General features: G+C 38.3%; 2 protein-coding genes. Both read right to left on the minus strand.

All coding sequences use genetic code 11. The annotated features are described in order from the left end of the window. Positions 1–532 precede the first annotated feature (532 nt). Positions 533–991 (minus strand): hypothetical protein, encoded by a 459-nt coding sequence (locus B7C60_RS00410; RefSeq protein WP_099609972.1) that lies wholly within the window; start codon positions 989–991, stop codon positions 533–535. Between the two features lie 622 nt (positions 992–1,613). After that, positions 1,614–2,474: an FRG domain-containing protein gene (locus tag B7C60_RS00415; protein WP_099609973.1), complete on the minus strand. Its 861-nt coding sequence runs from the start codon at positions 2,472–2,474 to the stop codon at positions 1,614–1,616. Between the last annotated feature and the right edge of the window lie 664 nt (positions 2,475–3,138).

The following is a 3,138-nucleotide window of genomic DNA, read 5'->3' on the forward strand; positions in this document are numbered from 1 at the left end:
GGCAGGCAACGCAAACAACTGCGCTCAAATTAACCAACCTTAACCTCAAATGCCAACCAAACCAAAACTGCCAAGCGTTGGCTGTCCCACTTGAATGCTTTGTTATGTAACTTTTCTAACTATTTCAAAGCATTACAAAGAAAAATATTGCCAAATATCGTTTAACTTACATGAAAAGTTAGCAGTAACCCAGTAGCATTTGCGTGACAACGACGAAACTGCGAGCCCTAGTTCAAAGAAAAAAATGACTGCCACCAAACTTATCGCAAACCCTCTGAATCATTAACAATAATCTGAAGATTCGAAGAACAAAGAAGCCGAAAGCTAAATTAACATGCACAAAACCCACTCAGAGAAAATCGACATTGAAATTAGATCAATCATAAAAAACATCTACTTTTCAATGCATTGTGGTCTTTTTTCTTTACGGTTACATAACGCCGCATTAAGGTGTGAGCGGCGCTTGGCTATACTTGAGCGAAGCGAAACTGCCAAGCGTTGCGAATCACTCTTAAATGCTTTGTTATACAAATTATTGATTTTTCTCGTTTTGGCCGTCTCGTTGAGCTTTTAAAATGAAACCATACATTGATAAAACTACTAAACCGAAACCTAAAAAGAAAGAAATGACAATTATATGTGAACCGATTTGCATTGCTCCCATATTAGTCCCACTTTTATATTTAGTTAGCCGACAGGTTGCTCTTTCAGCTAGTTGTTCAATATCAGTTTGGCATGATAATTCTTGTAAAGGTTTACCGTACGTTTCTTCAAGGGAATATATACTCTCTTTAATTTCAAAGTCATAATCAGTAATTATCTGATACGATTGAGATATTGCTAATAAAGACAAGCCAAGTAGTGCTATCCCCCCTTTAAAAATCAAAGAGTATGATTGTTCTAAGTGAATTATCATTCCTCTGCCAGTTGCTACCGTATTTTCCATTAATTGAGATACATAGTTCATCAAAGTGTCTTTCATTTTACTCATGCTCAAGCCTTTAGTATGTTTAGTTGTGCTATGCTAATTTGTATAACGCCGCATTAAGGGGCAGGCAACGCAAACAACTGCGCTCAAATTAACCAACCTTAACCTCAAATGCCAACCAAACCAAAACTGCCAAGCGTTGACTGTCCCACTTGAATGCTTTGTTATGTAACTTTCCCAACCATTTCAAAGCATTACAAAGAACAGCATTGCCAAATATCATTTAACTTACATGAAAAGTGAGCAGTAACCCAGTAGAATTTGCGTGGCAACGACGAAACTGCGAGCCCTAGTTCAAAGAAAAAAGTGACTGCCACCAAGCTTATCGCAAACCCGCTGAATCATTAGCAACAAACTGAAGATTCGAAGAATAAAGAAGCCGAAAGCTAAATCAACATGTACGAAACTAACTTAAAGAAAGTCGAAATTTAAATTAGATCAATCATAAAAAATATCTATTTTTCAATGCATTGTGGGCTTTTTTCTCTACGGTTACATAACGCCCAATTAAGGGGTGAACAACGCCTCCACCCAAACCTAAAGCATTGTGCCATAAACACTCATTTTGAAGTAGAAGCAAAACTGCCAAGCGTTGTGAATCCCTCTTAAATTGATTGTTATATGTCTAGGCTCCCACTAGACCAATACTACCAATGTGCTTATCGATTTGGGCTCCACTTTCAATAAGAATACGGTAACCACTATCATAGAACGGAGGCGGAAATAGAGAATGGGTCCCAACCATTTTACCGTCGCCCAACCAGTCAAGAGCGTCGGACAACTTAACCCTAACAATCCCTCTAATTTGTTTAGAGTAATCATTTGGACGCTCGTTGTTTACACCTTTACATCTGAAAAGCAAACCGTGCTGTGCGTGCGGACGTAAGAAAACAGATGGTGCAGCCATACGTAAATCAACCATCTCAGTGTTGGGACCGTGGAAATAACCTGGCTTAAATTTATCTCGCTTCTGAATATCCACACCGACTAACACAACATAAGCGTATTTATCTTCTTCTGAGGGTATACGCCTTTCGAAATGCAGATATTGCCCACACTCACCAGCGCCTTTAGCACGATGGCACGCAAACCATAGCGCTATCCAAAAGTTATCTACAAGATCAACCCATGTAGTATGAACGCCGTAATGTTGAATCAATGGCTCATGAGCATACTCTCCAAAACCTTGGAAAATATGACACTTATCATTAAATTCCTTGAGAGCATTACGAACAGAAACGATCCGATTCTCTTTTGATTTTGATTGATGGATATTTCTAAATATTGTCGGAGATAGAGAACCGTAAACTTTCCTTTCTCCTCTGAAGTAAATGCCTTCACTCTTGTCAGTTAAAGCATGACTAAACTTCAAATATCCAGCAACCTTTACCAATGCATGAGGGTCATTAACATGAATAACTTCTCTATTAGTACCTTTTTCAATTATCCTTTCGGTATCGGGAATCGTTAATTTACTGAGAGGCATAATACTCCAATATTTTTGATTAACTACAATGACATATAACGCCGCATTAAGGGGCAGGCAACGCAAACAACTGCGCTCAAATTAACCAACCGTAACCTCAAATGCCAACCAAACCAAAACTGCCAAACGTTGACTGTCCCACTTGAATGCTTTGTTATGTAACTTTGCTAACTATTTCAAAGCATTACAAAGAATAATATTGCCAAATACCGTTTAACTTACATGAAAAGTTAGCAGTAACCCAGTAGAATTTGCGTGGCAACGACGAAACTGCGAGCCCTAGTTCAAATAAAAAAGTGACTTCCACCAAGCTTATCGCAAACTCACTTTACCATTGAAACCAGAGTAAAAACTCGAAGAACAAGAAGCCGAAAGTTAAATCAACATGCACGAAACCCGCTCAGAAAAAGTCGACATTGAAATTAGATCAATCATAAAAAAATCTACTTTTCAATGCATTGTGGTCTTTTTTTTCTTTACGGTTACATAACGCCCGCTTAAGGGGCTGACAACGCATGCCAACCAAACTCAAACAAAACAACCGTAACCTCAAATATACTTATTTGAATCTAAAATGCCTAGTGTTGGCTGTCCTCCTTAAAGCGTTTGTTATGATGACTTGATAACCGATCCAACGCTGACTGTATTGATTTCAACCTAAAAA

Source organism: Vibrio fujianensis (assembly GCF_002749895.1).
In the GTDB taxonomy this organism is placed as follows: domain Bacteria; phylum Pseudomonadota; class Gammaproteobacteria; order Enterobacterales; family Vibrionaceae; genus Vibrio; species Vibrio fujianensis.

Bases quoted from the DNA above. Each gene is read 5' to 3' on its own strand.
- B7C60_RS00410 (WP_099609972.1), bottom strand. From the start codon at position 991: ATGAGTAAAATGAAAGACACTTTGATGAACTATGTATCTCAATTAATG.
- B7C60_RS00415 (WP_099609973.1), bottom strand. From the start codon at position 2,474: ATGCCTCTCAGTAAATTAACGATTCCCGATACCGAAAGGATAATTGAA.